The 23,474-nt window shown below is 40.5% G+C and carries 28 protein-coding genes; 19 read left to right on the forward strand and 9 right to left on the reverse strand.

Going from position 1 to position 23,474, the window contains the following annotated elements:
• Positions 1–9: 9 nt before the first annotated feature.
• The 3 genes from C6W21_RS04125 (at position 10) to C6W21_RS04135 (ending at position 3,205) form a co-directional block, all read left to right on the forward strand.
• Entirely contained in the window at positions 10–1,431 is a 1,422-nt protein-coding gene (locus C6W21_RS04125) for a LutB/LldF family L-lactate oxidation iron-sulfur protein (RefSeq protein WP_106049412.1), read from the forward strand.
• A complete protein-coding gene (locus tag C6W21_RS04130) occupies positions 1,431–2,153 on the forward strand; it encodes a LutC/YkgG family protein (RefSeq protein WP_106049413.1) in 723 nt (240 codons plus the stop codon). The genes C6W21_RS04125 and C6W21_RS04130 overlap by 1 nt, the downstream gene beginning before the upstream one ends.
• A 143-nt stretch (positions 2,154–2,296) precedes the next feature.
• Positions 2,297–3,205, forward strand: coding sequence for a DMT family transporter (locus C6W21_RS04135; protein WP_106049414.1), 909 nt, complete (start codon positions 2,297–2,299; stop codon positions 3,203–3,205).
• Positions 3,206–3,216: 11 nt separating this feature from the next.
• Here C6W21_RS04135 and C6W21_RS04140 read toward each other — a convergent pair whose 3' ends face one another.
• Positions 3,217–3,408, reverse strand: coding sequence for a hypothetical protein (locus C6W21_RS04140; protein ID WP_106049415.1), 192 nt, complete (start codon positions 3,406–3,408; stop codon positions 3,217–3,219).
• Positions 3,409–3,518: 110 nt separating this feature from the next.
• Here C6W21_RS04140 and C6W21_RS19155 point away from each other — a divergent pair, with 110 nt between their 5' ends.
• Together C6W21_RS19155 and C6W21_RS19160 are read left to right on the forward strand one after the other, a co-directional pair.
• The gene (locus C6W21_RS19155; protein WP_223249515.1) at positions 3,519–4,472 is read left to right on the forward strand and encodes an AAA family ATPase; all 954 of its coding nucleotides are present in this window, start codon (positions 3,519–3,521) and stop codon (positions 4,470–4,472) included.
• Positions 4,420–5,724 (forward strand): T4 RnlA family RNA ligase, encoded by a 1,305-nt coding sequence (locus tag C6W21_RS19160; RefSeq protein WP_223249516.1) that lies wholly within the window; start codon positions 4,420–4,422, stop codon positions 5,722–5,724. Before C6W21_RS19155 ends, C6W21_RS19160 begins: the two co-directional genes overlap by 53 nt.
• A gap of 166 nt (positions 5,725–5,890) precedes the next feature.
• Here the strand turns inward: C6W21_RS19160 and C6W21_RS04150 are convergent, their stop codons facing one another.
• Positions 5,891–6,478 (reverse strand): DUF6944 family repetitive protein, encoded by a 588-nt coding sequence (locus tag C6W21_RS04150; protein ID WP_106049416.1) that lies wholly within the window; start codon positions 6,476–6,478, stop codon positions 5,891–5,893.
• A gap of 454 nt (positions 6,479–6,932) precedes the next feature.
• Here C6W21_RS04150 and C6W21_RS04155 point away from each other — a divergent pair, with 454 nt between their 5' ends.
• The 5 genes from C6W21_RS04155 (at position 6,933) to C6W21_RS04175 (ending at position 13,413) form a co-directional block, all read left to right on the forward strand.
• Positions 6,933–7,511 carry a TetR/AcrR family transcriptional regulator gene (locus C6W21_RS04155; protein ID WP_106049417.1) on the forward strand — a complete coding sequence of 193 codons (579 nt, stop codon included), beginning with the start codon at positions 6,933–6,935 and terminating at the stop codon, positions 7,509–7,511.
• A gap of 21 nt (positions 7,512–7,532) precedes the next feature.
• Positions 7,533–10,676: a bifunctional cytochrome P450/NADPH--P450 reductase gene (locus C6W21_RS04160; RefSeq protein ID WP_106049418.1), complete on the forward strand. Its 3,144-nt coding sequence runs from the start codon at positions 7,533–7,535 to the stop codon at positions 10,674–10,676.
• 190 nt (positions 10,677–10,866) lie between these two features.
• A complete protein-coding gene (locus C6W21_RS04165; RefSeq protein ID WP_106049419.1) occupies positions 10,867–11,775 on the forward strand; it encodes a trypsin-like serine peptidase in 909 nt (302 codons plus the stop codon).
• A 261-nt stretch (positions 11,776–12,036) separates the two neighbouring features.
• A complete protein-coding gene (locus C6W21_RS04170; RefSeq protein WP_223249555.1) occupies positions 12,037–12,417 on the forward strand; it encodes a NucA/NucB deoxyribonuclease domain-containing protein in 381 nt (126 codons plus the stop codon).
• A 147-nt stretch (positions 12,418–12,564) separates the two neighbouring features.
• The gene (locus tag C6W21_RS04175; protein WP_106049421.1) at positions 12,565–13,413 is read left to right on the forward strand and encodes an STAS domain-containing protein; all 849 of its coding nucleotides are present in this window, start codon (positions 12,565–12,567) and stop codon (positions 13,411–13,413) included.
• A gap of 31 nt (positions 13,414–13,444) precedes the next feature.
• Here C6W21_RS04175 and C6W21_RS04180 read toward each other — a convergent pair whose 3' ends face one another.
• Positions 13,445–13,987: an IseA DL-endopeptidase inhibitor family protein gene (locus C6W21_RS04180; RefSeq protein WP_106049422.1), complete on the reverse strand. Its 543-nt coding sequence runs from the start codon at positions 13,985–13,987 to the stop codon at positions 13,445–13,447.
• A 295-nt stretch (positions 13,988–14,282) separates the two neighbouring features.
• Between C6W21_RS04180 and C6W21_RS04185 the strand changes: the two genes are divergently transcribed.
• Positions 14,283–14,720, forward strand: a complete 438-nt coding sequence (locus C6W21_RS04185) for a hypothetical protein (protein WP_106049423.1) — start codon at positions 14,283–14,285, stop codon at positions 14,718–14,720.
• A 47-nt stretch (positions 14,721–14,767) separates the two neighbouring features.
• On the opposite strand, the gene lexA is transcribed toward C6W21_RS04185, so the two are convergent.
• Positions 14,768–15,388 (reverse strand): transcriptional repressor LexA, encoded by a 621-nt coding sequence (gene lexA, locus C6W21_RS04190; RefSeq protein WP_003212311.1) that lies wholly within the window; start codon positions 15,386–15,388, stop codon positions 14,768–14,770.
• A 159-nt stretch (positions 15,389–15,547) separates the two neighbouring features.
• Here lexA and yneA point away from each other — a divergent pair, with 159 nt between their 5' ends.
• The 6 genes from yneA (at position 15,548) to C6W21_RS04220 (ending at position 19,965) form a co-directional block, all read left to right on the forward strand.
• A complete protein-coding gene (yneA, locus tag C6W21_RS04195) occupies positions 15,548–15,859 on the forward strand; it encodes a cell division suppressor protein YneA (protein WP_106049424.1) in 312 nt (103 codons plus the stop codon).
• A gap of 17 nt (positions 15,860–15,876) precedes the next feature.
• Positions 15,877–16,527: a YneB family resolvase-like protein gene (locus tag C6W21_RS04200; RefSeq protein WP_106049425.1), complete on the forward strand. Its 651-nt coding sequence runs from the start codon at positions 15,877–15,879 to the stop codon at positions 16,525–16,527.
• A 69-nt stretch (positions 16,528–16,596) separates the two neighbouring features.
• Positions 16,597–16,827, forward strand: coding sequence for a DUF896 domain-containing protein (locus C6W21_RS04205; protein WP_106049426.1), 231 nt, complete (start codon positions 16,597–16,599; stop codon positions 16,825–16,827).
• 187 nt (positions 16,828–17,014) lie between these two features.
• Positions 17,015–19,018: a transketolase gene (gene tkt / locus C6W21_RS04210; RefSeq protein WP_106049427.1), complete on the forward strand. Its 2,004-nt coding sequence runs from the start codon at positions 17,015–17,017 to the stop codon at positions 19,016–19,018.
• A gap of 197 nt (positions 19,019–19,215) precedes the next feature.
• Complete coding sequence (sirA, locus tag C6W21_RS04215) at positions 19,216–19,662, forward strand: sporulation inhibitor of replication protein SirA (RefSeq protein ID WP_012010100.1); 447 nt, start codon at positions 19,216–19,218, stop codon at positions 19,660–19,662.
• A gap of 84 nt (positions 19,663–19,746) precedes the next feature.
• Positions 19,747–19,965, forward strand: a complete 219-nt coding sequence (locus C6W21_RS04220) for a YneF family protein (protein ID WP_003212379.1) — start codon at positions 19,747–19,749, stop codon at positions 19,963–19,965.
• 264 nt (positions 19,966–20,229) lie between these two features.
• On the opposite strand, the gene C6W21_RS04225 is transcribed toward C6W21_RS04220, so the two are convergent.
• Entirely contained in the window at positions 20,230–20,403 is a 174-nt protein-coding gene (locus C6W21_RS04225) for an aspartyl-phosphate phosphatase Spo0E family protein (protein WP_371475009.1), read from the reverse strand.
• A 208-nt stretch (positions 20,404–20,611) separates the two neighbouring features.
• On the opposite strand from C6W21_RS04225, the gene C6W21_RS04230 reads away from it, so the two are divergent.
• The gene (locus C6W21_RS04230; protein ID WP_106049428.1) at positions 20,612–21,319 is read left to right on the forward strand and encodes a cytochrome c biogenesis CcdA family protein; all 708 of its coding nucleotides are present in this window, start codon (positions 20,612–20,614) and stop codon (positions 21,317–21,319) included.
• 94 nt (positions 21,320–21,413) lie between these two features.
• Positions 21,414–21,896 (forward strand): CcdC family protein, encoded by a 483-nt coding sequence (locus C6W21_RS04235; RefSeq protein ID WP_050944898.1) that lies wholly within the window; start codon positions 21,414–21,416, stop codon positions 21,894–21,896.
• 21 nt (positions 21,897–21,917) lie between these two features.
• Here C6W21_RS04235 and C6W21_RS04240 read toward each other — a convergent pair whose 3' ends face one another.
• The 4 genes from C6W21_RS04240 to sspO form a co-directional block, all read right to left on the reverse strand.
• Entirely contained in the window at positions 21,918–22,346 is a 429-nt protein-coding gene (locus C6W21_RS04240) for a DUF2621 domain-containing protein (protein WP_034660775.1), read from the reverse strand.
• Positions 22,347–22,606: 260 nt separating this feature from the next.
• Complete coding sequence (locus C6W21_RS04245; RefSeq protein ID WP_106049429.1) at positions 22,607–23,008, reverse strand: Hsp20/alpha crystallin family protein; 402 nt, start codon at positions 23,006–23,008, stop codon at positions 22,607–22,609.
• 101 nt (positions 23,009–23,109) lie between these two features.
• Positions 23,110–23,256, reverse strand: coding sequence for a small acid-soluble spore protein P (locus C6W21_RS04250; protein WP_106049430.1), 147 nt, complete (start codon positions 23,254–23,256; stop codon positions 23,110–23,112).
• Between the two features lie 16 nt (positions 23,257–23,272).
• Positions 23,273–23,419: a small acid-soluble spore protein SspO gene (gene sspO / locus C6W21_RS04255; RefSeq protein ID WP_106049431.1), complete on the reverse strand. Its 147-nt coding sequence runs from the start codon at positions 23,417–23,419 to the stop codon at positions 23,273–23,275.
• Positions 23,420–23,474: the final 55 nt, after the last annotated feature.

A 23,474-nucleotide genomic window follows, 5' to 3' on the forward strand; every position in this document is an offset into this window, starting at 1 on the left:
GAACGGCACATGAGTATGAAAATTGGAGAGAAGGGCTTTAAAGAACGAATCGGGGAAGGGTTAGAAGATACTGTCATGAGAGGTGCTGTTTCCTCGGCGCAGGAACGCCTGTATGAAAGGCGGCTAGCTGCGAGCGAAGAGCTTGGCAACTGGGAAAAGTGGCGAGAACTTGGCGAGGAAATCCGGCAGCATACGCTGACACATCTTGATGACTACTTATACCAATTAAGTGAAAGCGTGAGTGCGCGTGGAGGTCATGTCTTTTTTGCAAAAACAAAGGAAGAGGCATCGGCGTATATACAAAATGTGGCACAGAAAAAAGCGGCCAAAAAGATCGTTAAATCAAAATCAATGGTCACAGAAGAAATTGAATTGAATCAAGCGCTTGAAGAGATAGGCTGTGACGTGGTTGAAAGCGATCTTGGCGAGTATATTCTGCAAGTAGATGATCATGAACCTCCTTCACATATTGTGGCACCTGCTCTTCATATGACGAAAGAACAAATACGAGAAGTCTTTCACGAAAAGCTCGGATATGAGATGTCAGAGACACCTGAAGACATGACGAGTTTTGTGAGAGCCATCTTACGTGAAAAATTCCTCGAAGCTGATATTGGTGTCACCGGCTGTAATTTTGCTGTGGCCAACACAGGTTCCATCTGCCTTGTGACAAATGAAGGGAATGCGGATCTTGTCACGGCTATCCCGAAGACACATATCGCCGTTATGGGCATGGAACGGATTGTTCCAACGATGGAGGAACTGGATGTCCTTGTTGGTCTTTTGTGCAGAAGTGCAGTCGGTCAGAAATTAACGAGTTATATTTCTGTCGTTGGGCCAAAAGGAGAAGGAGAAGTGGATGGACCAGAAGAATTTCACTTGGTCATTGTGGACAATGGGCGGACCAATATATTAGGTACGGCCTTTCAGCCTGTTCTCCAATGTATCAGATGCGCAGCCTGTATTAATGTGTGCCCAGTTTACCGGCATGTGGGCGGACATTCATACGGATCGATTTATCCCGGGCCAATTGGCGCTGTTCTTTCGCCGCTTCTTGGCGGCTATGATGACTACCAAGAGCTCCCCTTTGCATCAAGCCTTTGCGCAGCCTGCACAGATGCTTGTCCAGTAAAGATCCCGCTCCACGAGTTATTAATAAAACATCGACAAGTCATTGTTGAAAAAGAGGGGAGAGCGTCTAAAGCTGAAATGATGGCGATGAAAATGTTCGGAATGGGCGCATCGACTCCCGGAATGTATCAATTCGGAACAAAAGCAGCCCCTGTATTGATGAATCGTATGGCTTCAAACGGACAAATTTCAAAAGGAATAGGTCCTTTAAAGAATTGGACTGATGTTCGTGACCTGCCAGCTCCAAGTAAAGAAAGATTCAGAGATTGGTTTAAAAAGAGACAGAAGGAGGAGCAGTGATGAAGGGAACTATTTCTCACCGAGATTCGTTTTTAGCTCATATCCGTAAGCAATTAGGTAAAGATTCCTCCTCGTCTGCATCTATTCAGCGTCCAGCTTGGAAGCATCAAGTTCAGTGGGAAACAAACGGGCTTTTGTCTAAAGACGAACTAGTCGAGCAACTGAAGAAGCAATGTCAACGAATTCACACAAAAGTGGTCGAAACAACACCAGAGGAAGCGACCTCTGTATTACGATTATTGATGACAGAGTATGGAAAGGGTTCTGTGATGACGCCTGTCGATCATCGTTTTGAACAATATGGATTTTATCCGATGTTTGACAGCTTGCAGCACGAAGGATTCGCAGTCACCAGCTGGAATGCTGAGGCATCAAGGGAAGAAAATATCAGGCTGGCAGAACAAGCGACATATTCGGTTGTATTCAGTGATTACACCCTAGCAGAATCAGGTACAGTTGTCCTTTCATCCCATCAAGGCCAAGGCAGAGCGCTGCATTTCTTACCGAAGATGTATATCGTGTGTATCGAAAAAAGCACGGTGGTTCCGCGGATGATTCAGGTAGTTTCGGCTCTTAATCGCTCGGTAGAAGAGGGGGAGCAGGCAAAAGGTGCTATTCATTTCATATCAGGTCCGAGTAACTCTGCGGATATTGAGATGAATTTAGTGGTAGGTGTTCATGGTCCAGTTCGGGCCGTTTATCTATTGATAGATGATGAGTAGGGCTTTCGAGATGAAAGCCTTTTTTTATGCAAAAAAGCTTACACAAGTTTTAAAATCATCTTGCCTCTAGCGGATTGGACATAGTAAGATGACGACATACAAGATGAACTTCTCATCTACTGCTGATGTAAAGGAAGCTGTTTATGGACATGAAGTCAACTGCTCAAAAGAAATCAATTGCACTACCGCTTGCGATTTCAATTATTGCTATTTCGTTTTCTGCTATCATTGTGAAATGGTCAAATGCACCTGCTGCTATTTTAAGCATGTATCGAATGATCTTTGCCGCGGCTTTTATGCTGCCATTTATCCTGCCGCGAAAAAAAGAATTTCTCTCGATTAAGCGTAGAGATTGGTTTTTCTTATGTATGTCAGGCTTCTTTTTAGGACTCCATTTTGTGTTATGGTTTGGCTCACTGAAGCTGACGACTGTGGCAAGCTCTACTATTATTATCGCCCTTCAGCCGATGGTCTCCTTATTAGGCGGCTTTCTCATTTTCCGTGAACGAACCACGCTGCCCGCACTCTTGACGATGTGTGCCGCGATTGCTGGTGCACTTATGATTGGATGGGGAGATATAGGTCATAGCCAGGAAGCCATCCTAGGAGACATTTTATCTTTTTTAAGTGTGATCGCGGTTGTTTGTTATTTATTAATAGGTCAACAGGCTGTAAGAAAAATATCTCATTGGATTTATAGTTTTTGTGTATTTGGTTTTGCCGGTCTTTTTTTAATTCTATTCAACCTAATGCAGCAAACTCCTTTTACAGGCTATCCGAGTAAAGAGTGGGGGATCTTTTTATTACTTGCCATCATTCCCACCATGTCTCATGTCATTAATAATTGGCTTTTAACCTATGTCAATGCAACAACCATTTCGATGAGTATACTTGGCGAACCTGTTGGGGCCACGATTCTTGCAGTATGGCTGCTTGGAGAAAAAGTCACACTGCTTCAAATGTGTGGTGGTCTGCTTGTTCTTTTAGGCGTCTTTTTCTTTTTGTTGCAGCAGCGTCAAGGAATTGTGATGAAACAAAAAAAATCCGGTTAAATCCCGGATTTTTACTCTTTTAAATCGTTTTTTTCAATCACTTTGTTTAATCTTTCCTCAACCTTCTTCAATTCCATTCGTTTTCTTCTGATCATTCGAAACGCAATAACGATGATGGTCACAATAAAGGCAATGAATAGAAGAGAGAACAATTGAAAAAGAAGATCTCCAATGTTAAATGCCATATTTTCTCCATTAGACATACGTAAAACCTCCCTTTATATCTATATATTACCATAATCAATAATAGATTGAGATTTATCCATATTTTATCTATAATAGGTAAAATATCACTCATTAAAAGAGAACCAATATGAGAACTTTAGTCCTTTTACGAGGTCTACCAGGCGTAGGTAAATCAACTTGGATCAAAGCTCAAGGCTTAGAGCCCTACACTTTATCAGCGGATCAGATCCGCCTTTTGACCCAGCCGCCGCAGTTATCTGTCAATGGGAAACCAGAAATTTCAAGCAAACATGACCACAAAATTTGGTCTTTATTATTTGAATTGCTTACAGCACGTATGGAACGCGGAGACTTTACTGTGATTGATGCGACACATATTTCAAGCAAATCGATATCTCAATATAAATCGTTAGCCACATCGTATCGTTACAGGGTGTATGTCGTCGATTTCACGCAGGTGCCGCTTGAAATAGCTCTCCTGCAAAATCGCTCACGGGAACCTCACAAAGTTGTGCGGGAGTCTGTTTTGTATCGAATGAACGAGCGGTTAAAAACAGAAAAGGTCCCATCATGGGTGACTGTTTTGCAGCCTGAGGAATATCCGCAAATGATGACCTATCAGCCTCGCTCCTTTGATCAATATGAGGCCATTCATGTCTTCGGAGATATTCACGGCTGTCATACCGCTCTGACCACCTATTTGCAAGGAGACATTAAAGAAAACGAACTTTATATCTTTGCAGGTGACTTGCTTGATAGAGGAATAGAAAACAAAGAAGTATTAGAATGGATGCTCGCACATAGAGAATGCCGGAATGTCATCGTGATTGAGGGAAATCATGATCAGCATTTATACCGATTTGCACATGGTGAAAAAGTAAGAAGCAATATGTTTAACCGGCATACTGCACCTGAAATCGAAGCAGCAGACTTTGATTTAAAAGAAGTCCGAAAGTTTGTCAGGACATTTCATCAGCTTACTTATTTTACGTACCATGGCAAGACATTTCTTGTTACCCACGGGGGGCTTGCAAGAGCTTCTGCATGTCTCAACACAGCAGCTCATTCACGGTGTAGGTGAATATTCCGATGACATTGACCACTTGTTTGTTCAAAACACCGCTGGATTAGATGTCATTCAAATTCACGGGCATCGTAATTTATACAGGCTGCCAATTCAAGCAGCGGAAAGGTCGTATAATCTAGAAGGCCAGGTTGAATTCGGGGGGCAGCTGAGGGTATTGAAAATCACAGCTGACGGGATTGAGACGCATGAAATTGACAACCCAGTCTATAGAGCTTCTGAGAAAAAACCACCGGCTGCTATTCAACTAGATATCTCACTGGATGACTTTTTAGCTCACTTAGATCAGCATGAATATGTACAGGAATTAAAGCTTCCGCACCATATTTCATCTTTTAATTTTACGAAAAAAGCTTTTAGTGAACGACAGTGGGATGATGTGAATATGAAGGCAAGAGGTTTGTTTGTCAATATGGTGTCAAAGCAGATTGTTTCAAGAAGCTACAATAAATTTTTTAACATTGACGAGCGTCCGGAGACAAAAATGCATCATCTAGTGAACCATCTTCAATTCCCTGTTACCGTCTATGATAAAGCAAATGGATATTTAGGGACTGTTGGGTATAACGAAATGGAAGATGAATTGGTGTTTACGTCCAAGTCGTATACATCTCATGTGAAACAAAATCAGCATGCTTCCCGGGTCGAGGAACTATTCTATCAGACCTTTGGAGACTTGCAGGTCGACTACATCAAATCATACGTACGTGACCACAATGCATCTCTTGTGTTTGAAGTCATTTTGCCAGAGAAAGACCCGCATATTATCACATATAATCATGATCAACTCATTTTGCTTGATATTGTGAAGCGTCAGCTGAGCTATGAAAAAGCACCATTCACTGAAGTGAAAAGAGTAAGCGAACAGCTTGGAATGTCCTGCAAGCAGGAAGTAGCTGTGTTCCATGATTGGACGTCTTTTTATAAATGGTATCAGGCCGTTTCTCATGACGACTCGATCAAAGAAGAGGGGTATGTCATTGAGGATCAACGCGGCTTTATGACCAAGCTCAAGCTTCCTTATTATCAATTCTGGAAGCAGATGCGCGCGATCAAACAGCGCGTCGCAGAGAAGCGTTCCTCGCAAAAATATATGCAGGCTTTGCAAACAGCGGAGCAAGCTAGATTTTATACGTGGCTTCTTGAGCAAGACGCCAATGATGTCAGGAATAGCTCAATTATTGAGCTGCGCTCACAATTTGAGCAAAGCGATGCTGCCCAATTGAATAATGATGGAATAAATGCATAGCTTAAAAAGAGTCTTTCTAAACAAAAGCTGAAATAGTTGCTAAAAGGGCTAAAATGATCTTTGTTTTAGTCCTTTCTCTTATGATGTCAGAAAAAAGATCATTAAAAGTGATGCTGAATTTTTAAACATCAAGTTTGCATATATGTTTTCGATTTGCCCATTTTTTCTAGCCTCTCCAAACCTCTTTATATGGACACATGTTGCTGGTGATGAGCTCATCAGTTAAGAGAATGGCAACAAAGTTTGAACCAATGGCCTGTGAAATAGCCCCTAGAGTGGATAGAATCTGTGCTTTTTCTTCCTTATCTTTCAATTCATAAACGCCACCAATTGCTTCTAAGCCAGCACCTAATGCTTGAATCGAATTACCAACAGCAAATAGTTGCTCTCCAATTATATAATCTCCAGTAGCAATGATAGAGGAACCAATCGATTGAAAGGAATCACCAAGTATCTCTAGACGAAGATTATCTGAATTTTGACCCTCAACATCTTGTAAATAAGCAGCATATGAGCTTGTTGATGCACCAGCACCATCAATTAAGTTTCCGGTAAAAGCATAAGAATACTCTTCAGAGGCTATTGCTATAACAAATGAGCCGACTGCTTGCAGGGCTTCTCCGATTGCTACAAGTTTATTATTGATTTCATTCATTCCTGCCAAAGATCTGATTTCTGCAATTGCAGAAATGATTTTACCAAACGCATCAATCCAAGCTCCTGTTAAAATTTTGTGCTTGTCATCATTACACATGTTCCACCTCTAATTGTTGTAGATTAACTGGCAACAATCATCCTTTTCTGAATTCCCTTTATTCATAATATAGTCTAAACAAAGGAAAGGAGTGATTTTCTTTCATCTTCTCCATGAAAATGAACTACGTAGCAAAGGGTACATGAGGATACGCTGCCCAAACGAGTTAAGGGTTATATTGATACCTATGACGGCAACATTCATTCTCCAAAAAATCTGGAATAAATGTGCAGGTCTCAAGACACCCATAGATCACATATGGCACACATTTATAAGTCCTTTGGATGCTGTATAACTAGGTATCATGTCTCAATTATTATTATTTTCAGAAAATGTGATGACGGATAAAAATAAGTATGTTTAAGTATAGATAGAAGAAATTAAAATATTAATATAATATACCGTATGCGGAATGAACGTTCATTCCTAATAATAAAATAAATGGGAGGAGGGAATGCCAGCAGTGACTGATAAACAAGAACAGATCATGAAGGCTTCACTAGACTTATTTATTGAACGGGGCTTTGATGGGACCACGATGCCAATGATTTCAAAAAGAGCAAACGTCGGAGCGGGAACCATTTACCGTTATTTCGACAGTAAAGAGGCACTCGTCAATATTTTGTACCAGCGCAGCCTTTCTGCATTTATCGAAAAAATGAACACAAACAGTCCAGATCCAAAGGCAAGTATTCGGGCGTACTTTAAGCATGTATTTTATTGCTTGGTTTTATTTACAAAGGAAAATCCAAGCGGGCTGTATTTCTTAGAAATTGATAAGCGATCCCATTACTTAGACGAGACGAGCAAAGAGAAAATGCAGCATTTGTTACATGAGCTATTCCTTATCTTTGAAGAAGGGAAAAAGGATGGGATTCATCCAAATCTTTCAGGTAGATCCATTTTATCGATTGTATTTGGTGCCTTTGTACAGCTGCATAAACAAATTCTTGCAGAAGAAATAGAGCCAACGATTGAATTTCTAGAGGACATTGAGCAATGTTTATGGCGCGCCATTAGCGTTGCTTCTTAATGATATAAAGGGAGTGGGCACATGCAACAAACATCAATCATTCCAAAACCAAAAACATACGGACCTTTTAAAAATATTCCCCATATCAAAAAGGGGGAGCTTTCTCAAACTTTTTGGCGGCTGGCAGATGAATTAGGACCGATCTTTCAGTTTGAATTTTCAAAAGCAACAAGTATTTTTGTTTCCAATCATGAACTTTTCCAAGAAATATGTGATGAGAGCCGTTTTGATAAATACATTGGGACTAGTCTCAATAAAGTAAGAGCATTTGCAGGGGATGGGTTATTTACGAGCTGGACAGAAGAACCGAACTGGAGAAAGGCTCACCACATCTTGATGCCGGCGTTTAGCCAGCAGGCCATGAAGGGCTATCATGAGATGATGCTCGATATTGCCACACAGCTTGTACAAAAATGGCAAAGAACAGGCCGTGATGAAGAAATTGAAGTAGCAGAGGATATGACAAAGCTTACTTTAGATACGATCGGACTTTGCGGTTTTGATTTCAGGTTTAACAGCTTTTATAAAGAAAATCAGCATCCATTCATCGAAAGTATGCTGAATGGTTTAAACGAAGCGATGGATCAGGCGAGCCGATTGCCGGTTGCAGATAAGCTAATGATCAAAAGAAGAAAAAAATTTGAAGAAAATGTCGATTTTATGAAGCAATTAGTAGATGACATTATTCAAGAACGAAAAAAACAAGATAAAACGGGCGATGATTTACTGTCCCTCATGCTGCATGCAAAGGACCCTGAAACAGGAGAGCGACTGTCAGATGAAAATATTCGCTATCAAATCATTACCTTCTTAATAGCTGGGCACGAAACAACAAGCGGGCTGCTATCCTTTGCGATTTATTTCTTATTAAAGAATCCAGAAAAATTAAAGAAAGCCGTCCAAGAAGCAGATGATGTGCTGCAAGGCGGACTACCAACATTTAAGCAGGTACAAAAACTAAATTACATTCGTATGGTTTTAAATGAATCTCTTCGCCTCTGGCCAACAGCGCCTACGTTCTCTTTTTATGCGAAAGAGGACACCGTCATCGGAGGGAAATATTCGATTAAAAAGAACCAAAGTGTCTCCGTGCTGCTCCCTAAGTTACATCGTGATCAAGCGGTGTGGGGAGAGGATGCAGAAGAATTTAAACCAGAGCGGTTTCTACACCCTGAAAAGATCCCGCAGCATGCCTACAAGCCTTTTGGGAATGGACAGCGTGCATGTATCGGCATGCAATTCGCCCTTCATGAAGCCACAATGGTGCTAGCGATGGTCCTGCACAACCTGGAATTGATTGATCACACATCATATGAACTTGATTTAAAAGAATCTCTGACGATTAAGCCAAACGATTTTAAAATCAAAGTGCGGCCAAGGAAGCAGCAACTCTTTATGGCACCACCGAAAGAAGAGGCGAAAAAAAGCACAAAATCTAATGAGTCAAAAGTGGAGAGTCACGGTACACCACTGCTTGTTCTATATGGATCAAATCTTGGCACAGCGCAGCAAATCGCAAACGAATTTGCTGAAGACGGAAAAGCAAAAGGGTTTGATGTGACCACTGCTCCGCTTGATGACTATACACGCCAATTACCAGATAAGGGTGCAGTCTTAATCGTGACCGCTTCATATAATGGACATCCGCCTGACCATGCGAAAAAATTTGTGGATTGGGTCACGGAGGATGAAGAGCAGGATTTATCAAACGTGACATTTGCTATTTTTGGATGCGGAGATCGAAATTGGGCGAGTACGTACCAGCGTATTCCTCGTCTCATTGACGAAGCACTTGAAAGAAAAGGTGCGAAGCGTGTAGCTGATTTAGGAGAAGGTGATGCAGGCGGAGATATGGATGAGGATAAAGAAACATTCCAGAAAACGGTCTTCAAGCAGCTCGCAAAAGAATTTAAGCTCACCTTCCAAGAGAAAGGTAAGGAAAACCCAAAACTGTCAGTTGCTTATACCAATGAGCTAGTAGAACGTCCTGTGGCGAAAACATATGGTGCGTTTTCAGCTGTTGTACTGAAAAATGAGGAATTACAATCTGAGAAAAGTGAGCGGCAAACAAGACATATTGAACTGCAATTGCCTGAAGGGAAAAAATACAAAGAAGGGGATCATATCGGAATTGTTCCGAAAAATAGTGATGCACTCGTGCAGCGGGTAATCAATCGATTCAATCTAGATCCTAAGCAGCACATCAAGCTATCTTCTGAGAAAGAAGCAAGTCATTTACCTTTAGATCAGCCGATTCAAATGAGAGAATTACTTGCGTCACATGTTGAGCTTCAAGAGCCTGCAACACGTACGCAGCTAAGAGAGCTCGCAGCATATACAATTTGTCCGCCTCACCGCGTAGAGCTTGAGCAAATGGCTGGTGAAGCATATCAAGAAGCCATTTTAATGAAACGAGTAACCATGCTGGACTTATTAGATCAATATGAAGCGTGTGAGCTGCCGTTTGTGCACTTTTTAGCACTTTTACCAGGTTTGAAGCCTCGCTATTACTCAATTTCTAGCTCACCAAAGGTCGAAGAAAAAAGAGTCAGTATCACAGTGGCAGTTGTGAAAGGGAAAGCGTGGAGCGGCCGCGGAGAATATACCGGAGTCGCATCAAACTATTTATGCGGTCTGCAGGAAGGAGAAGAAGTTGCCTGCTTCCTCCACGAAGCGCAGGCAGGATTCCAGCTGCCGCCTTCATCTGAAGTACCGATGATCATGATCGGACCGGGTACAGGAATCGCTCCATTTAGAGGGTTTGTTCAAGCAAGAGAAGTGTGGAAGAAAGAAGGCAAATCACTTGGTGAAGCTCACCTGTATTTTGGCTGCCGTCACCCTCATGAAGACGATCTGTATTTTGAGGAAATGCAGCTCGCAGCGCAAAAAGGAGTTGTTCACATCCACCGGGCTTATTCTCGTCACAAAGAGCAAAAAGTATATGTCCAGCATTTGTTGAAAGAAGACGGCGACATGCTGATCAAGTTACTTGACCAAGGTGCGTATCTTTACGTGTGCGGGGACGGAAAAGTCATGGCACCAGACGTAGAGGCTACACTGTTAGGCCTCTATCAACACGAGAAACAATGCTCGAAGGAAGTAGCTGAAAATTGGCTGACAAGCCTTGCAAATGACAATAAATATGTAAAAGATGTGTGGAGCTGACAAAAGAATGACCGCCAATTAGGCGGTTTTTTCTGTTTCATCAAGAGAGATCGATAGAATGAAAGTTGGAAAGATACAAAACACCTAATTTAAAAATGAAATATTTTGTAAAAAATAAGAATATTCTCTCATTTACTCCAATATGAAACAATCGTATGATTTTTGATATAGGACATAAAGGAGGAATATGATGAAAAAGGTGAAAATGTTACTCCCTTCTCTACTCGTTTTTGGTGCTTTCAGTGTGCCTAGTTTTGCCCATGCCGCATCGGATTCAGTACTAACGTCTGATTATGACATGGTGACTTCTGATGGAAAGGTGATCTCTTCTAGTGATTTCCACAATGATACAAAATCCCCCTCATCCTTTGACAAAGTGGATGATCTTTCTTCTACTGTTGGCGAAAAAGTAAAACCACTATCAAAATATGTAAAAGACTTTCAAACAAAAGTCGTCATTGGAGACGATGGTAGAACAAAAGTCGCAAACACAAGAGTGGCACCATATAATTCAATTGCTTATATTACATTTGGCGGCTCAAGCTGCACGGGGACACTCATTGCCCCTAACAAAATTTTGACAAACGGACACTGCGTGTACAATACAGCATCGAGAAGTTATAGTGCAAAAGGATCAGTGTATCCAGGCATGAACGATAGCACTGCGGTGAATGGGTCAGCAAACATGACAGAGTTCTATGTACCAAGCGGATATATCAATACAGGCGCGAGCCAATATGATTTTGCCGTGATCAAAACAGATACGAACATTGGCAATACGGTCGGTTACCGTTCCATCCGTCAAGTGACAAACTTAACTGGGACAACGATTAAAATTTCTGGATATCCAGGTGATAAAATGAGATCGACTGGCAAGGTATCGCAGTGGGAGATGTCAGGTCCTGTGACAAGAGAAGATACGAATCTCGCATACTATACGATTGATACGTTTAGCGGAAATTCAGGCTCAGCGATGCTAGATCAAAATCAGCAAATCGTTGGGGTTCATAACGCAGGGTATTCAAACGGAACGATTAATGGTGGTCCAAAAGCGACAGCTGCCTTTGTTGAATTTATCAACTATGCAAAAGCACAATAAAAGCTAGAATATAAAGCTTGTTTCCTTCATAGGGGACAAGCTTTTTTATATGGATACAAGTTTTTATCTGTCTACGCTTGAAAGATTCATTGAATTTTCAGCCTCTTCATTTTTTTCACATGTCAATCGTGAACCGCTCATACATTAAAATGACACATTTCCTTTAAGTCAAGGTTCTGCTTGAGAAAATGAGGAGGTTACGCACTTTTGAAGATGAGAAGAGGCTGGATTACTGCTGTCGCCTTATGCTTTGTGATATGGATGGGCACGCTGTTAGGTGGATTTGGAGAGGAACAAGCGGCAAAAGGTGCGGATCGATATGATCATGTCATTCAATTTCCAAAGGAACGGTACCCTGAAACAGGCAGCCATATTCAAGAAGCCATTCGAAAAGGGCATTCAGATGTGTGTACGATAGACCGAAATGGAGCAGATGCCCGCAGGCAAGAATCATTAAAAGGCATTCCGACTAAACCCGGTTTTGATCGGGATGAGTGGCCGATGGCGGTTTGTCTTGAGGGAGGAAAAGGTGCGAGTGTTCAATATGTCAGCCCGTCTGATAATAGGGGAGCAGGCTCATGGGTTGGACACCAGATTAGTGGCTATCCTGATGGGAAAAGAATTTTATTTATTGTGAAATAAAACTGGAAGAGAGGCGCCTGTGAGTAGGTGCCTTTTTTGTTGATGATCAGAGCGTATTGGAGCTAGCTGGGACAAAAGATTCAGTGATACAATGGATCTATAAGGTACAAAGACTGACAAGAAGAAAATGTGAAGGGACATATGCTTATGGATAAGAGCCGTGCATTATACGATTATTTCATGCAACATGCAGAGATACTGACTGAAAGTTGGTATGATTCAATTGAAGATGATGATCCAGAATCAATATATCGTTCAACAGATTCCAGCATCATATCAGAGCTAAAACGGCAAAATCAAGATTATTACCAGCATTTTATACGTGCTCTTATTGAAGACAAGACATATTTACATACTGAGTTTAAAAAGTGGTCTGAAGACTTAGCCAGTGACCCGAAGCATTTAAACACACCATTAGATTATGTTGTGAGAGAATACATGTCCAATCAAAGAGTGGTCCTTCATTACTTAAAAGAATTTATTAAACAGCGTCAAGATGAAATTGATATTGACCGCATCTTTTATTGGTATGATTTAATTTCAGAGGCGTTTAATATTTCAATTCATGTGTTCATCCAGCAATATGTGAAAAATACAACGAGGAAGCTCGTGGCACAAAGAGACATGATTGACGAGCTGAGCTCACCTGTCATTGTTTTAAAAAGTCATATTGCGTTATTGCCGTTAGTAGGTGACATTGATACAGTGAGAGCAAAGATGATTTTAGAAAATACGCTGAAACAGTGCTCACAAAAAGGTGTACAGCATTTATGTATTGATTTATCTGGCGTTGTCATTATTGATACAATGGTGGCTCATCAAATCTTTGACCTTGTCACATCTCTTCGGTTAATTGGAGTAGAGACGACCATTTCAGGAATCAGACCAGAAATTGCCCAAACCGCTGTGCAGCTCGGGCTTCCTTTTAATGAATTTCGCACCGCATCATCGCTTGCTCACGCGCTTGATCGCATGACTGAATTTTCCCCAATATAAAAACCAGGCCGATTGAATGGCCTGGTTTTATTTAGATGACAGCGTCAATTTTTGTGACTTTCCAATCTTTTTGTACTTTTTCGTACGTAACAGTTCTTTTTACTTTGCGTCCATCAAGTGTTGGGACGGTAAATTCATATGTGCGGACCGTTTGTTTTTTAGAGACAAGCTTAGGTGTGGCTTTATCCCAATTAAGCATGTTGTCTCCGTCACCGACTGGAACAGCCATTTTGCCTTTATGAACAATGAACTGGTAGTCTTTCAAGCCTTGATTGATGGCATCTTTTGTGAAAACTTGAGATAGGTAGCTGTTTAGTTTTTTCTTTGTATCAAATGTTTTAGAAAGATAGTTGTAGGTCATGTCTTTATAGCTAAATGATTTTAATTTGTAATCAGAATGTTTATTAATTTTGTAGCCTGACATCGCACTCCAAAAGTGTTCTCGTGCATCAAGGGCAATATGTAACGCTTCTTTGTTTGTCAAAGTGGCTGGTTTTTTAGAAGCGGCCAATGTTGTTGATTGTAATGAGATCATAAGCATAATAGCAGTTAATAAAACGAATAATTTTTTCAAGGCGATTGCCTCCTTTTCTCAATGAAAACTTCTTATGTTACAAATGTTACAATAATTACAGCGATATTACAAGTATTAAATCTAAATGTTTTTTTATTTCTTTTCTTTCTATATATATAACGTTTGAGGGTGACAAAAAGTTTTCATTTTTTTATTTTTTCTTTATATCTAGTATTTAACCGTTCTAAAGAAGAACAAAACGTTTTTTGGAAAAATTTCTGTTTGGACGTTTAACACGCTTTCTTATTTATGACATATACTATCGTGATGAATGTCTAAGAAAGTGGTGTTGAATATGTATCATCCGTATGAAGGTATGTGGAATGGGTACTCATATGATAGGCAGATGCAAGGATGGCCATCGCTCCCTATTCCTCAAGTTGGAGGATTTCCAGGGCTTCCAATCGGAGGAGGAGGCACTGGGCCCGGATCAAGCGGATCAGCCCCGCCAGCTCCACCGCAGCATATCATTTCGCAGTATCAGCAAGCATTATCACAGCCTCAAAGCATGCAGTCACTTATTTCAGGGCAAACAGGTGGAGGCCAGCAATCGGTTCAATTTGCAGCGGGATGTAATAGAAGATGGACGATTGTTTTTATGAGAAACGGTCAAGTATTTTTAATGTATGTCCTATCTTCACAGCCTTTCGGGAGAACAACTGGCTTTATTTGGCCGAACTTTACATTTGGTTCCTTCCCAAGCTCGCGTATTCTTGCCTATTCTTGTTCATAAAAGAAAAAGCCGGTTCTCATCAGCAGCTGATGAAATACCGGCTTTTTTTAGTGAATATTTCTAAATACGCCAATCACTTTACCTAGTATACTTACATTCTGTAAAATAATCGGTTCCATAGATGGGTTCTCTGGCTGTAATCTAAAGTGTGTATCTTCTTTATAGAAACGTTTCACTGTCGCTTCATCTTCCTCTGTCATGGCGACGACAATATCTCCATTGTTAGCGGTGCTTTGCTGACGCACAATGACATAGTCCTTGTCCAAAATTCCTGCATCAATCATACTTTCTCCCATAATTTCAAGCATAAATACTTGTTCATCTGGTGCTGCAAAAGTCTCTGGAAGAGGGAAGTATTCTTCTACGTTCTCAACAGCCGTAATAGGCAGACCTGCTGTTACTTTTCCGATGACTGGTACGTTCATTACAGCACTCTTTGGAATATTCATTTCCTCTTCATCTAATACTTCGATCGCTCTAGGTTTTGTCGGGTCTCTTCTAATTAAGCCCTTTGTTTCTAGTCTAGCTAAATGTCCATGAACCGTAGAACTGGATGCTAGACCGACAGCTTCTCCAATTTCACGAACGGATGGGGGATAGCCTTTACTTTTTACTTCTTCTTTGATGAATGTCAGGATATCGAGTTGTCTTTTTGATAGCTTCGTCATCTTTTGCACCTCAAAACGTCAATTTTAAAGAAATTATAGCATGTTTTTCCTAACAGTACAAACATAGGTTCGAAAAAAACGTTTGACAGAAACGTTTGTTCGTATTTATAATGAGTGACAGAAAGAGCGAACACATATTCTATTAGGAGAGATGACATTATGAGGTTAAAAGAATCTATTATTTTTATTGGGGTATTCTCATTCATCGTTGGCATATTTCTCTCACTTATTGCAGTCACAAGCCATAATGATCCAAATCAGTATGTTAAAATAGAGGTTCAATCAGGTGATACTCTTTGGGGGTTAGCTGATCAAGTAAACGACAGCAAATCAATCGACAAAAATGCGTTTATTGACTGGGTCACCGAACACAATGATCTTGCTTCAACGGAAATCCAGCCTGGTGACATTCTTGTCTTACCAGTCAAAAAAGAGCATCCCGTCGTATATCAACTTGCAACAGTACAATAGAAAGGTCGATTGAGGTCATGAATGCAATCATCTATGCGAGAGTAAGCACTGTCAAAGAAGAGCAGGAAACCTCGCTGAAGAGACAAGAAGAAGAACTGCTGGCTTTAGCTGCTATGCACAAAATGAATGTGGTGAAAGTCATCAAAGAAAAAGCAAGCGGATATGATCTAGATCGTGATGGTGTGTTTGATATGCTTGCTACACTAAAAGAAGAGTCAATCGATGCCGTACTTATCCAGGATGAAACGCGACTCGGAAGAGGACAAGCAAAAATTGCGCTTCTTCATTGTCTTTTTAAAGAGAATGTGAAGGTGTACAGTACGTTTCATAGAGGCGAGCTTGAGCTTTCAGAAGCAGATGAAATGGTTATTGAGATCGTAGGAGTAGTTGAAGAGTATCAACGAAAAATTCATAACCTGAAAATCAAGCGGGGAATGAGAAGGGCTGTTGAGCGCGGGTATCAGCCCGAACTGAATTTAAAACAGCAGAATCATGCGCCTGGCCGTGAGCGTATTGAAGTCCCGATTTCAGAAATTGTTCGATTAAGAAAAAACAACAGCATGACATTCGCAGAAATTGCAGCAACTCTACAGGCACTAGGTTTTGATATTTCAAAAGCAACGGTCCATAGAAGGTATCAAGAATATGAAAAAGGTCTGACCACCTAAAGCTTGATTTGTTGTCAAAATGATTGATATTTAGTAGTATGTAGAGAAAATGTTTTAAAGGAGTTTGTCATGATTTCTAAAAAGCAGCTTGCAAGAATCAATGAGCTTTCAAAAAAGTCGAAAGAGATCGGTTTATCAGACGCTGAAAAAACAGAACAAAAGCAATTAAGAGAAGAGTATTTAAAAGCTTTTCGTTCTTCTATGAAAAATACACTTAAAACCGTGAAAATCGTTGATCCTGAAGGAAACGATGTCACACCAGAAAAATTAAAAAGAGAAAGAGATCAAAACCTTCACTAAGTCTGTGATTTCTTGAATTTTGAAAAGATGGGAAGTATATTCTCATCTTTTTTCATATTTGCATAACTTTTTAGGTGATCGATAAACTAAATGTGACAAAATCCTTCTTTTTCAGCGTGAAATAGTTGTGAAAAAAGGACAGTAGATTTATGATAATGGTGTACACAAGATACGGAAGGGGATTTATATGGAAACGATTGAATTGAAATCTATTGCAACAATACGTACTCTCTCCATAGACGCAATTGAAAAAGCGAATTCCGGTCACCCTGGAATGCCAATGGGTGCTGCACCAATGGCATACGCTTTATGGACGAATCACTTAAACGTAAGTCCGCAAAACCCTAATTGGTTTAACAGAGACCGTTTTGTTTTATCTGCGGGGCATGGTTCTATGCTTCTATATAGCATGCTTCATTTAAGCGGATACAACCTGAGCATCGATGATCTAAAACAATTCCGCCAATGGGGTAGCAAAACACCTGGACATCCTGAATTTGGACATACAGAGGGCGTAGATGCCACAACAGGTCCTTTAGGGCAGGGGATTGCCATGGCAGTTGGTATGGCACTTGCAGAAAGACATCTTGCGGAAACGTATAACAAAGACAACTTTAATGTTGTAGATCACTATACATACAGCATTTGCGGAGATGGAGACTTAATGGAGGGAATTTCCTCTGAAGCTGCTTCACTTGCTGGTCATTTAGGCTTAGGCCGTTTAATTGTTCTTTATGATTCAAATGATATTTCTTTAGATGGCGACCTAGATCGTTCATTTTCTGAAAATGTGAAGAATCGTTTTGAAGCGATGAACTGGGAAGTTCTTTATGTGAAAGACGGCAACAACATTGAAGAAGTGACGGCTGCTATCGAAAAGGCGAAACAAAGTACAGACAGACCTACACTGATTGAAGTGAAAACAACGATTGGTTTCGGATCGCCTAACCGTGCAGGAACGTCTGGTGTGCATGGCGCACCGCTTGGCAGCGATGAAGCTAAGCTGACGAAGGAAGCTTACTCTTGGACATTTGAAGAAGATTTCCATGTACCTTCTGAAGTGTACGACCATTTCAAAGAAGCTGTAAAAGACGCTGGTCAGAAAAAAGAAGCAGCTTGGAATGAACTATTTGCGCAATATGAAAAAGAATACCCTGAGCTTGCAACTCAACTGAAGCTTGCGATTGAAGGAAAGCTTCCTGAGAATTGGGATCAAGAGGTTCCTGTTTATGAAGCAGGTTCAAGTCTTGCCTCCCGCGCATCTTCAGGCGAAGTATTAAATGGCATTGCGAAGCAAGTACCTTTCTTCATTGGCGGGTCTGCTGACCTTGCAGGTTCAAACAAAACAACGATTAAAAACACAGACGATTTTGGTAAAGATAATTATGCCGGTAAGAACATTTGGTTCGGCGTCAGAGAATTTGCAATGGGTGCCGCGTTAAACGGTATGGCGCTTCACGGCGGCCTTCGTGTATTCGGCGGAACGTTCTTTGTTTTCTCAGATTACTTAAGACCAGCGATTCGTCTTGCTGCCTTAATGGGGCTTCCAGTCACTTATGTCTTTACTCATGACAGTATTGCTGTTGGTGAAGATGGTCCGACGCATGAGCCGGTTGAGCAGCTTGCTTCATTACGTGCGATGCCGAACCTTTCTGTCATTCGCCCAGCGGATGGAAACGAAACAGCTGCAGCGTGGAAACTTGCTGTATCTTCAACGGATAAACCGACAGCACTAGTTCTGACTCGTCAAAACCTTCCAACGATTGACCAAGCACCAGAGAAGGCTTATGAGGGAGTAGAAAAAGGTGGATACGTCGTCGTTGAAGCCGCTGACGCACAGCCTGAAGCACTTCTACTCGCTTCTGGATCTGAAGTAGGTTTAGCGATTGAAGCGCAAAAAGCACTTGAAAAAGAAGGGATCCGCGCATCTGTTGTCAGTCTTCCTGCATGGGATCGTTTCGATCAGCAGTCAGATGAATACAAAGAATCAGTCCTTCCTACAGCAGTGCGGGCTCGTATTGCAATTGAAATGGGAGCTTCACTTGGCTGGGAGCGTTACACTGGTCTTGATGGTGACGTGATTGCCATTGATAAATTTGGCGCTTCTGCACCAGGTGAAACCATTATTGAGAAATACGGATTTACGGTCAGCAATGTCGTCAGCCGTGTGAAAGCAAAGCTGAACAAATAACCAGTCTCCCAGCATCATACTTTTTTTCATCTGTTTGCAGAGCATTTTCATCCGCTCTGCAAACTTTTTTCTTTTTTCTTGTTTTTTTGACAAAACTAGTTTCTTCTTGCTTCATATATAGACAATTCTTTCTTTCACATTTTTGTATAATACAAGCAATATACGAGATTGACGAAATGTGAAAGGAAGGGATAGACATGGAACGCCATTATTATATTTATTGGATTGAGGATGAATTTGCGCATCATTATTTTGGCAGAGAATCGATTTTGTTTCATTTGTTTGAGTCATTACACTGGACGAACCGCACGGAAGATGAATTGGTGATGCTTGTGAAACAAGTGGATTACGTGACGAAACGAATCCCTGCTTTTCATATGCACCAGCGATTAATGAACAACTTAACGAACATTCACTATACGCAAATTGGCTCGATATACAGCGCTTCCTTACCTGATGGAAAAGGAACGGCTGCATTTATTATAAAAGATCGTTATATCCAAATGTCTGCCACCGGCAGTTATGAGGCAGAAGCGGTGTTTTTTGAAGTGCTGAGAAAAATTAGTCCCTGCTTCCTTGCGATGGACTTTGGTTCAAAGAAGCACGGGTGGCTCAATCCGGTAAAAGTGAGGAATTTTGTTTAAAAAAATAAAATTGAACGTGAAATGTTGTATAATAGCCTTTTGTTTAGTACACTTTATACGAGACAACATGAAGGAGGAAGAATTATGGATTTATGGGTTGTCATCCTTGTAGGCGTTGTTGCACTGCTTGCAGGAGTTGCACTCGGATTCTTTATTGCTCGTAAGTATATGATGAGCTACTTGAAAAAGAATCCACCGATTAATGAACAAATGCTTCGAATGATGATGATGCAAATGGGCATGAAACCGTCCCAGAAAAAAATCAATCAAATGATGAAAGCCATGAACAACCAAGCGAAATAATACGTACGATATTATGATCATAGATGGAACATGGTTATAAAGAATGGACAAGCGTTGTCCTTTCTTTATTGAATTCACCTTCATCAGACGCTTTAAAACCACTGTACTTGCATGAATGAAGCAGGGAAGGTGGTTTTTATTTTGGCGTCAGCGTCCTGTTAAAAAACAAAAAACCCCTGTTATCAGAGGTTTTTGTTTCGTTTATGGTCACACATATCAACTGTTCTAAAAATTGTGTAGCATGATAGATATCATGAGATATGATTAGTTGGCTGAGTTTGAGTGCAAGTGTCGTTGATATTGTAAGAGGAGATGATCTAGCTGCTGGCTATGTTCGATGGTCACTGTTGATGTCATTCCATTGTGCATGACAACTTTCATCAGCTCTTCTCTTTTTTCTTCGATTTGAGTTAATAATGATGTTTTTACCAAAGTCATGTTCCTTTCATGCAAATCTTGATAAAAAGAATCGATTCTATTATATCCATTTTCAGGTTTATTTTCAAATTTAAAGGATTCGTTATCTCGATGTCAAATTAAATTATATAAGGTTTTAAGAGAATAGACCATCTTTATTGAGAGGATGTAAAAAAAATGAAATGATTTTGTCATCTCTTATTGTATATTGTAAGAAGGGGGTGTTTTTTTGACAGATTTGAATTACTTTTTAGCTTTCGGAGCAGGTTTCCTTTCTTTTATCTCACCGTGCTGTCTGCCGCTTTATCCAGCGTTTTTATCTTATATTACGGGCGTTAGTATGGATGAAGTGAACTCTGAGAAGGTGATGCTGAGAAGAAGAAGTCTGCTTCATACCTTATTCTTTTTAATTGGTTTCTCTATTATATTTATTGCGATAGGCTTTGGGACATCGTTTGTTGGGAAGTTTTTTGATGATTACCATCAAGCGATTCGCCAGGTTGGAGCCATCCTCATTATTTTCTTTGGTTTTATGACTCTTGGCGTATTTCAGCCTTCTTTCCTCATGGGCGAAAAGAGAATGCAGTTCAAAAATCGTCCTGCTGGTTTTTTTGGATCGATTCTCATCGGAATGGGCTTTGCCGCTGGTTGGACACCTTGTACAGGACCTATTTTATCTGCTGTTATCGCACTGGCGAGTAACAATCCTGAGTCGGCTGTGCCTTATATGATTGCGTATGTATTTGGATTTGGCGTTCCGTTTTTTGTTCTCTCCTTTTTCATTACGAAAATGGCGTGGATCAGAAAGCGTCAGCAGCTCATCATGAAAATTGGCGGGATCATTATGATTGTAGTAGGGATATTGCTGTTCTTTGATCTTCTCACATGGATTATCATCATGTTCTCATCCTTGTTTGGCGGATTTACAGGCTTTTGAAATCGTTTTCTACAGTCGCGGCGAATGGTTTTTTTTCGTCAATTGGAGTATATTATACATAGGCTGACCTTAAAGAATAAAGGAATGATTTGATATGATGGTCTTAATCTCTTCTATAATTGCAATATGTATGGCAGTAGCCGTCATGTTTATTCGCATTAAGTCATCTGCGAAACCGGCAACCGCGAAAAAAATTATATTACCTCCTATTTTCATGAGCACTGGCGCACTGATGTTTTTTGTTCCTATGTTTCGAGTAACTGGGGCTGAATTTCTAGAGGCGATCACAGTGGGGATGTTTTTCTCCATATTTTTAATCAAAACATCGAAGTTTGAAATTAGAGGGAATGAGATTTACTTAAAGCGATCAAAAGCATTTGTGTTTATTCTCATTGGACTTCTTGTTCTTCGTATCGGGATGAAGACCATCCTGAGTTCTTCTATTGATTATGGCTCTCTAAGCGGGATGTTTTGGATTCTTGCCTTTGGCATGATTGTACCTTGGCGCGTTGCTATGTATTTGTCGTTTAGAAAGCTGTCTAAGCAATTGGATCCGCAGCAGGTTCAAATGAATTAAACCTCCTTTTGATAAAGGAGGTTATTTTAATAACGATTCATATGGCGTGTGATCGATGTCTTTTTCTTGAAGGCGCTTCAGTAAAAACTTATGATCACGCTTTGGTGTAGCGATAATATAGCCGCGAATGATTAAGTCTAAATTAATGCTGGCAGCTTGTTCTTTTAAAGCCAGCTCGCCAATCTTACCAGCGATTTTTTCTTTGGCGACATCTCTAAACAGCTCTGGAACAGGTAATACGAGTTCATTTAAAAGCTTTTTGTCTTCTTCTCGCCATAGGTGGAGGCTCTTTTGAATATATTCATCCTGCCAATCAAGCTCTGATTTCCCATCTTCCTTCGGCAATCGTTTTAAAAATTTGCGAAACATAAAAAAGCCACCGATTGCGAGTAATCCGATCATCACCGTACCCCAAAATAAAATGAACCACAAAAACCAGCCGCTTAACATGTTCTCACTCCTTATACCCCTGATCTCTCTATCTTATTTTACATGAAGAGATGATAGAAGAAAATAACAAAAATGTATGTCTCTCATCTCTGTGAACGCCTTTTTTCATTAATAACTGCCCATTTACTAGAAAGACCCAAACCATCTAGTAGAAAAAGAATACATTATCATATAGCGACTCTACTATTTGGCCATGGTGGTTCGCAAAAGGTATTGACTTGACACGAACGGAAGAGAGCCCACCAAATGAAGGTGGGCTCTTAATGTTTGAAGTGCGGGATTTGAAAGGAAAATGCTCCGCTTGGATGCTCAGAACTTTTTTTAATTTTTATCGAAATGATTCGGTTTTCGTATTCTGTTTCAATATCTTTGTCGTTCAAATAAAAAGGGAGCATGACACTTTTTTCAATTGGCTGTTCGCCTTCAACATTTGGCTTTTGTACCGTGTAACAGAGAGTCAGCTCATGTCCAGAGAAGGTCAGCTTTACATCAGTGATCGATAGGGTGGATACATCAATCTCAATAATATAATCACGGCTTGTTTCATAAAGGTCGATTGGGAGGTGTTCATCATACCAGGCAAATGGATCATCCATTAAAACATTGAGCCAATCATCTATTTCTAGAAAATCAGAGGAATTCGATTGCTTTTCATTCTCCATAAACACTCCTCCATCACATCTCATAATAAATGATATGTTGAGAACTGAAATGTGTGAAAGACCTAAAACATCCCGCCTTGCCACGGGATGAGAGGAGAATGTTACATATCGTGATGGGAATTGTGCTTTTGTCTTGTATGGTTGTGGTTTTTCACTTTTTTACTGCCTGATAATGGCTCAGGCTGTCCGCCTTGATGCTCCTTAGGCGAGTTTTGACGGATGTCTTTCCCTGTGTTTTTATTCGTCATGATGTTTGCTCCTTTCTTATTGGTTTTTTTTACGTTTTTTATTGTTTTGTCTTTGTTCTTCTGTTAAAACGAGTTGGTCATCTTCAATATAGCCTACACCATTTCCTTGGCTTTTGGCTGCGTTCATGCCGTCAATCACATGATTAGCTTTACGTTTTGTCATGTTCTATCACCTCAATTGTAGTATGAACCTGCCCTGCTTGGATTATGAAGAGTAA

The organism is Bacillus sp. NMCN1, assembly GCF_002998085.1.
Taxonomy (GTDB): domain Bacteria; phylum Bacillota; class Bacilli; order Bacillales; family Bacillaceae; genus Bacillus.